Raw genomic sequence first — 7,170 nt, 5'->3', positions numbered from 1 at the left:
CGAGCTACGACTCGTCGATCAACGCCGCACAGAACCTGGGCCAGATGCAGAACGTGATGACGGCCACCGCCAACGACTCGGCCTTCCTGGGCGGCGTCAGCGTGGACAGCAAGGTCCACCAGAACGGCCAGAACAAGATCGTCGGCTGACGAGATCGTCGACCAGGACTAAACAGGAGAACATCATGTCATCCATCGCAATCCACGACCTGGCGCACAGCGCCGCACTCGACAGGCAGGCAATGTCGACGGTCCGGGGCGGCATCGCTGCCCTCGGCAAGGACATCAACGTGAACGTGAACGTCAACCAGCAGCTCGGCCAGTTCCAGCAGATCAGCGTAAACGTCCTCAACAACAATGCCGTGATCGGCGCCGGCTTCGTCGGCCCCGACGTCCAGCTGGCCGCCTCGCTGTGGGGCGCGAACCACGCCGCACTCTGAGCCACCCGGGAGAACCGTCATGAAAACCCTGACCATCACCGACCTCGCCCGCAGCGAGCAACTCGACCGTCCCACCATGTCCGCCGTGCGCGGCGGCTGGAGAGTAAGTTCGCCGTCCTGGTCGTTCGGAAACCTGAGCTATGGCGGCAGCGAGGACTCGTCGATCTCCGCAGTCCAGAACCTGGGCCAGCAACAGAATGTCCTGACCGCCACCGCCAACGGCGCCGCTTTCGTCGACGGTGTTCACGTGGACAACGACGCGACCCAACGCGGCGGCAACACCATCATCCGCCGCTGAGGGCATGCACGGCAGTCGGAAAACCGATAAATTTGGACTACACTGGGGAGACCGGCCTCCGGTCTCCCTTCTTCCAGTACGGAGAGGCATCATGGCTACCATTACCGTCAAAGATCTTCCCACCAACATGGCGCTGGACCGCAAGGCAATGTCGGTGATCCATGGCGGCGATGGCGCGCCCTGGGTCTTTGGCTGGATCCAGCCTTATCTGGAGGCGGGACCAAGCCAATTCCCGGTAATCAACTTCTACCAGATCAATAATTTTGCCGACCAGATGATCAACCAGTACCAGATGGTCTCGGTCAACAACACCGGCGCGAACGCCAACCTGAACCTGAGCGTGGACGAAAGCAGCCTGAACAAGGCGCTGCATCGAACCTGAGCCGGACCTGAACCGGATCCGAGCCGCACATGAGCTGCAACACGACCTTCCACTGGACTTCCGCCGCGCACACCGACGTGGGCCGGGTGCGCAGCCGCAACGAGGACGCCTACCTGGACCAGCCGCAGCGGGGCTTGTGGGCTGTGGCCGACGGCATGGGTGGACATGCCTTCGGCGATGTGGCGAGCCGGACAGTCGTCGATACGCTCGAGAATCTGCCGCTTCCCGCCGACATGGCGCAATGCATCGACGCCACGCGCGAGCGGCTCGGACAAGTCAATGCGACCCTGCGTGCCGAAGCGCGCGTGCGGCAGGTGCCGGTCATCGGAAGTACCGCCGTCGTCCTGCTCGCCTGCGGAACGGAGGCCGCCTGCCTGTGGGCGGGAGACAGCCGCATCTACCTGTACCGCCATGGCCGCCTGCAGCAGCTCACGCGCGATCACAGCCAGGCGGCGGCGCTGCGCGCGCGCGGCGAGGATGCGGCGGCGGCGGCGGTCGGCGCCAACATGATCACCCGGGCGGTAGGCGCCAGCGATGTGCTGGAGCTCGACGTGACGACCCTGGCAACGCAGGACGGCGACATCTTCCTGCTGTGCAGCGACGGCCTCAGCAACCCTGTGCCCGAGCAGGCGATCCGCGAGACGCTCGCCTGCGGCGATTGCACCCAGGCGGTGCAGACCCTGGTCGGGCTGGCGCTGGCAAATGGCGGCCGCGACAATGTGACGGTCATCGTGGCGCGCGCTTCGGACATGTCGGGCGACAAGACCCTGATGAACCCCGCACTGTAGTACCTGTGCGCTCAGTGGGTCTTGCGAAAATCCTTCGAGTGCAGGCCGTGCTTCTTCAACAGGATCTGCAGGTGGGAGCGGTTCATGTCCCAGCGCCGCGCCAGCTCGGCTACCGTCCCGCCGACTTCCTGCAATCCCCGCTCGAGGCAATGGCGCTCGGCCTCGTCGCTGGCGGCCCGTTTGGCTTCCGCCAGCGACACGCTTGCCGCGAGCGCCTCCGCCGTCGCCCCAGCGCCTGGTGTCGCGGTCGTGCCGGCCGCCGCGGGCCGAATGTCTTCCGGCAGGTGCGCCAGGTCGGCCGTCTCGCCGGCCAGGCAGGCGAGACGGTACATGATGTTGCGCAGTTCGCGGATATTCCCCGGGTAGCCGTAGCGCAGCAGAAAATCGCGCAGGCGCGCCGTCAGCGCCACCGGCCGCCGCTTCAGGGCCTCCGCCGCCTCGTCGCCGTAATAGGCCAGCAGCAACGGGATCTCATCCTTGCGCTCGCGCAGCGGCGGCAAGGTCACGTGGATCACGCTGAGACGATAGAACAGGTCTTCGCGGAACGTGCCCTGCTCGATCAGCTTGCGCAGGTTCTTGTTGGTCGCCGCGACGATGCGCGCATCGACGGCAATCGTCTCGTCGGAACCGACCCGCTGGATTTCGTGCGACTGCAGCACGCGCAACAGCTTCACCTGGCCGGGCAAGGGAAGTTCGCCGATCTCGTCGAGGAAGATGGTGCCTTTGTGCGCGCTCTCGAACTTCCCCTTGCGGTCGTTGGAGGCGCCCGTGAACGCCCCCTTCTTGTGACCGAACAGTTCCGATTCGAGCAGGCTGTCGGGAATCGCACCGCAGTTGACCGAAATATAGGGTTTGTCGGCCCGTGCGCCGTTGGCGTGGATCACCTTGGCCATCAGCTCCTTGCCGGTACCGCTTTCGCCGTCGACCAGCACGGGCAGGTCGGTGGGCGCCGCCTTCTCGGCGATCTCGAGGGCGTCGAGCAGCTTGGGGTTGTCGCCGAAGGTGCCTTCGAACACGAAGCTGCGCGCCAGCAGTGCGCGGCGCCGTTCGCCGCTCGGCGGTTCGGCGACCGGTTCTTCCCCGGTCCGGCGTTCCATGTCGGCACCGACGGCCTGGACGAAACGCTCCTTGTGCGACAGCTGCATGACCTCGTCGCGCAGCGTATTCGCCTGGCGCAGCAGCYTGTCGACGTCCGGACGTTCGAGCCGGGTGGCCCAGCGCAGGGTCGAGCGCATGATCTCGATCTTTTCCAGCAAGGCCGCATACGACATCGCCGATCCGCGCTCGCCGCCGGGATTGAACAGTTTCATGACATCCCCGCACCCAGCTGTTTCTGCACCAGCTCGTAGTACATGCCGCGCCGCGCCAGCAATTCCTCATGGCGCCCCTGTTCGACGATCTTTCCTTCGTAGAGCACGACGATCTTGTCGGCCCGTATGATCGTGCTGAGCCGGTGCGCGATGATGACGGCGGTACGGCCGGCCAGGATGGCTTCCATATTCGCCATGATATTGCTTTCCGACTGGGTGTCGAGGGCCGAGGTCGCCTCATCGAACACCAGCAGGCGCGGGTCGTGGTAGAGAGCGCGCGCGATGCACAGGCGCTGCACCTGCCCGCCGGACAGGCCGACGCCGCGCTCGCCCACCACCTGCTCGTAGCCGAGCGGCAGCTTGCTGATGAAGGCATGGGCATCGGCCATCTTCGCCACTTCCTCGACGCGGCGGCGGTCCGGACTGTCGTCGCCGCTGGCGATGTTTTCGGCGATGGTGCCGGAGAACAGCAGGTTGCTCTGCATGACATAGCCGACCTGGGCCCGGTAATAGCCGCGGTCGATGACGTTCATCTCATAGCCGTCGACGAAGATTTTGCCCTCGCTGGGCGGATAGAAGCCCACCAGCAGCTTCGCCAGCGTCGTCTTGCCGGAACCGCTGCGGCCGACGATCGCCACCAGCTGGCCCGGCTTGATGTCGATGTCGATGTCCTCGAGCACATAAGGCGTGTCATCGCCGCCGTAGCGGAAATACATGTGCTCCAGCTTGAGCTCGCCCCGCAGGTCGGGTAGCACGACGCGCGCCGCGACGTCGGCGGGCTTCTGTTCCGGTTCGATGTCGAGCACGTCGCCGAGGCGCTCCATCGCGACCGTGGCGTCGCCCATGCGGCTCCACAGGCCCACCAGGCCCATCAGCGGCCCCAGCACGCTGCCCATCAGGGCATTGAAGGCCATCAGCTGGCCGATGGTCAGCTCGCGCGCCAGCACCAGGCTCGCACCGGCCCACAGGATCACGATCGTGGTGGCCGAATTCAATACCTGGCTTGCCAGCCCGACCAGGATGCTGAACGATTGGGAACGGTATTGCGTCTCGAGCGCCTTCACGTATTTCTTTTCCCATTTCAGGCGCACGGGACGCTCGCTGCCCATGCCCTTGATGGTTTCGATGCCGCCCAGCGCCTCCATCAGGAAGGACTGGGCGTCGGTCGATGCGGCAAACACCTCCCGTGCGTACTCCTTGATACGGGGCGTCGCGAGCACGGTCAGCGCCACGATCGGGATGACGAAGCCGATCAGCAGCAGGGTAAGCTTGACGTTGTAGAAGAACAGGATGGTGAAATACATGAAGACCATCAGCAGGTTCAGCAGGGTCGTCACGGTCGACTCGGTGAGGAAAGCGCGGATCGTCTGGTTTTCCGAGAAACGCGCGAGGATGTCGCCGGTCTTGCGCTTGGCAAAGAAGGAATACGGCAGGGACATCGTGTGCTTGAAGAACTGCGCCATCATCGAAAAATCGAGGTTGCGTACCATGTAGTTGGACAGGTAGGCGCGCAGGGTCGACATGACCTGGGTGAACACGGTGGAGATGACGAGGCCCAGGATCAGCAGGTGCAGCAGGCCGACGTTCTGGTGTACCAGCACGCCGTCGAGGATGTTCTGGATGATCAGGGGCGGGACGATCCCCAGCATCTGGATCACGAAGGTGGCCAGGAACAGGTGCAGCAGGATTTTCCTGTAGGGCCGCAGGTAGCCGACGAAGCGCAGCCACGGCGAACGGGTTGCCGTCAGCTGCAGCAACTGCTCGCCGGGGGTGAACACCAGGCAGGTGCCGCTCCAGCCCCGTTCGAACTCTTCCACGCTCATCTTCTTGAAGCCGACGGCCGGATCGGCGACCCAGACCTGGCTTGGCGAGACACCGTAGACGACCACGTAGTGATACCCCTCCCAGTGCACGATGAAGGGCAGCTCGAAGCCCTGCAGCGCATCGAAGGTGCATTGCACGCCGCGGGTGCCGAAACCGAGCGCCTCGCCGGCGCGCGCCAGGCTGTCCAGGGTGGCGCCTTGCGCGGTCACGTTGGCAAGTTCACGCAGCTTCCCGAGCGTCATGTTGATGCCGTAATGGCGGCACAGCATCGCAAGGCAGGCGGCACCGCAATCCATTTCCTCGGCCTGTTCGACCCAGGCAAAGCGCTTGATGACTTTTTCTCCGGCCCCTGGAGTGGATGCGAGATCGAGCACGACGGGCCGCTTGCGCCGCTCCGCCAGTTTCTTCTGGCGATGCAGTTCGCGTTCGAGAAAGCGGATACGCTCCTCGATCACCTCGCGGAATTTCGCATTGCGCTCCAGGATGAAATGCGCGGACTTCTCCGGGATGACCAGCACGGTGGCGTCCGTCGAGGCCAGTACCGTGGCGGGCTGTTCCTGGCGCATCAGGGAGGCGCGCTCGCCGAAGATCTCGCCTGGGCCCAGCGTGGCCAGCACGAATTCGTCGCTGCTGTCGTGGACCACGACCCGCACTTCGCCCTGGCGTACGACGTACAGCCGGCGGTCGTCACGCGATCCCTGCTTCAGGATCTCCTTGCCGGCGCTGACGCGCTTGACGCCGACGCTGCGTACGAAATCGTCCAGCTCGGGCTTGCTGACCTTGCCGCGCAAATCGAACAGCCGCGCAACCAGGCCGCCTGCCGAGCTGACCGCCACATAGTTGTTGATGAAGTCCAGGGCCGCCGGGTTACGGGCAACGACCGGTTCGATCGCCGTGCGCGGGATGAACCACAGCTCGGTCTTCAGCGCCGCGCGCGCCGACAGCTCGTGCCGATAGCTGCGCAGCATGGCGATCTCGGCGAACACTTCGCCCGCCTTGCGCACGCCCATGCTGGTTTCCTTGCCATGTTCCTCGCTGAACATGCGTACCGAGCCGGAGCGGATGACGACCAGCCCATCGGCGGCGTCGCCCGCGCTGCAGATGGTATCGCCGAAGGCGTAGGCACGCGTTTCGATCGCGGCCGCGAGCGTTTCCAGCTCCTCGGCCGTGAAGACGGACAGGATCTCGACGGCGGCCAGGAATTCGGCGGGAGATTGCTCTTGTTTCGCAACTGAGTCCATGTCGGTGTCCCGCGAACCCGTCCCTCATGTTGCGGCCGCCGCCAGCTCAACGCGCGGGACAGGCCTCGATGATGTGCTCCTGCGCCCGCGCCGCCAGCCATTCCTCGCGCAGCAGGCGGCGCACCTCCACGGTGGTGTCCTCGTCCAGCGCCGCGGGATGCCTGGCGTTGACCGCGTAGATTTCGAACAACGTCCGGTCGGCCGAGGGGAAAGGGCCCAGCAAGTCGCCCGCCGCGGCATTGAACACGCGCGCCTCGATGTCGGGCCGCAGGGAGCCGCGCAGTACCCGTCCGATCACCCCGCCGTTCTCGCGCGCATCGCCGACCGAATGCTCGTTCACCATCTCGGCAAAGCTGTCCGGATCGTCGGCCAGCGCCGACATCATTTCCTTGGCCTTGCCTTCGGAGTCGAGCACGATATGGCTGATCTCGACACTGTCGAACTTCGGCGAGTTAAGCTTGAAATAGTGCTCGATGGCTTGCGGGCTGCACACCTGTTCCATCATCTTTTCCTGGGTCAGGCTGTCGACGATGAAATCCTCGAACTCGTCCAGGCTGATGCCCAGCACGTCGAGGTAGTGGTTCATGTCGGCCGCCCGGTGCAGTCCCTGGATGCGCCGGAACTGGTCGGCGCGCTCCTGGATCGCTTCCGGGGCCAGCTGCACGCCCTGCTTTTTTGCCGCCAGCACGGTCAGCTTGTCGCGCACCATCTGCTCGACGAGTCCTTCGAACTGCCCGGTCAGCTTGAGTGTCCGGATGAAGTCTTCCGTATCGATGACGGTGTCGTCGATGCGCACAATCCCGGCCATGGTCTCTCCCTCGTCGACGTCCTCGTCCTATCCGTTGTAGCAGGCCGTCGGGCAAAGTCAATGTCGGCGGGACGGTGCCG

At 64.7% G+C, this 7,170-nt stretch carries 7 protein-coding genes; 4 read left to right on the top strand and 3 right to left on the bottom strand.

All coding sequences use genetic code 11. The annotated features are described in order from the left end of the window. The first annotated feature begins 184 nt into the window (after positions 1–184). The 4 genes from AB4Z32_RS16200 (at position 185) to AB4Z32_RS16185 (ending at position 1,907) form a co-directional block, all read left to right on the top strand. The gene (locus tag AB4Z32_RS16200) at positions 185–439 is read left to right on the top strand and encodes a hypothetical protein (RefSeq protein WP_442122879.1); all 255 of its coding nucleotides are present in this window, start codon (positions 185–187) and stop codon (positions 437–439) included. A gap of 19 nt (positions 440–458) precedes the next feature. Further along, entirely contained in the window at positions 459–737 is a 279-nt protein-coding gene (locus tag AB4Z32_RS16195) for a hypothetical protein (protein WP_442122878.1), read from the top strand. A gap of 91 nt (positions 738–828) precedes the next feature. Further along, the gene (locus AB4Z32_RS16190) at positions 829–1,119 is read left to right on the top strand and encodes a hypothetical protein (RefSeq protein ID WP_442122877.1); all 291 of its coding nucleotides are present in this window, start codon (positions 829–831) and stop codon (positions 1,117–1,119) included. A 29-nt stretch (positions 1,120–1,148) separates the two neighbouring features. After that, a complete protein-coding gene (locus tag AB4Z32_RS16185; RefSeq protein WP_442122876.1) occupies positions 1,149–1,907 on the top strand; it encodes a PP2C family protein-serine/threonine phosphatase in 759 nt (252 codons plus the stop codon). An 11-nt stretch (positions 1,908–1,918) separates the two neighbouring features. On the opposite strand, the gene AB4Z32_RS16180 is transcribed toward AB4Z32_RS16185, so the two are convergent. From AB4Z32_RS16180 to AB4Z32_RS16170, 3 genes are read right to left on the bottom strand one after another with little or no spacing between them, the layout of a single operon-like run. After that, positions 1,919–3,217 carry a sigma-54 interaction domain-containing protein gene (locus AB4Z32_RS16180; protein WP_442122875.1) on the bottom strand — a complete coding sequence of 433 codons (1,299 nt, stop codon included), beginning with the start codon at positions 3,215–3,217 and terminating at the stop codon, positions 1,919–1,921. Next, entirely contained in the window at positions 3,214–6,282 is a 3,069-nt protein-coding gene (locus tag AB4Z32_RS16175; RefSeq protein ID WP_442122874.1) for a peptidase domain-containing ABC transporter, read from the bottom strand. Before AB4Z32_RS16175 ends, AB4Z32_RS16180 begins: the two co-directional genes overlap by 4 nt. A 46-nt stretch (positions 6,283–6,328) precedes the next feature. Further along, complete coding sequence (locus tag AB4Z32_RS16170) at positions 6,329–7,090, bottom strand: peptidylprolyl isomerase (protein WP_442122873.1); 762 nt, start codon at positions 7,088–7,090, stop codon at positions 6,329–6,331. Positions 7,091–7,170: the final 80 nt, after the last annotated feature.

It is taken from the genome of Massilia sp. 2TAF26 (assembly GCF_052115005.1).
GTDB lineage: Bacteria > Pseudomonadota > Gammaproteobacteria > Burkholderiales > Burkholderiaceae_D > Telluria.
The sequence above is the reverse complement of the archived record's forward strand: the minus strand, read 5'-3'. Positions and strand labels throughout refer to the sequence as shown.

Excerpts from the sequence above, each read along its gene's own strand:
- AB4Z32_RS16175 (WP_442122874.1), bottom strand. The coding sequence starts at position 6,282 with ATGGACTCAGTTGCGAAACAAGAGCAATCTCCCGCCGAATTCCTGGCC.
- AB4Z32_RS16195 (WP_442122878.1), top strand. The coding sequence starts at position 459 with ATGAAAACCCTGACCATCACCGACCTCGCCCGCAGCGAGCAACTCGAC.
- AB4Z32_RS16200 (WP_442122879.1), top strand. The coding sequence starts at position 185 with ATGTCATCCATCGCAATCCACGACCTGGCGCACAGCGCCGCACTCGAC.
- AB4Z32_RS16190 (WP_442122877.1), top strand. The coding sequence starts at position 829 with ATGGCTACCATTACCGTCAAAGATCTTCCCACCAACATGGCGCTGGAC.
- AB4Z32_RS16185 (WP_442122876.1), top strand. The coding sequence starts at position 1,149 with ATGAGCTGCAACACGACCTTCCACTGGACTTCCGCCGCGCACACCGAC.
- AB4Z32_RS16170 (WP_442122873.1), bottom strand. The coding sequence starts at position 7,090 with ATGGCCGGGATTGTGCGCATCGACGACACCGTCATCGATACGGAAGAC.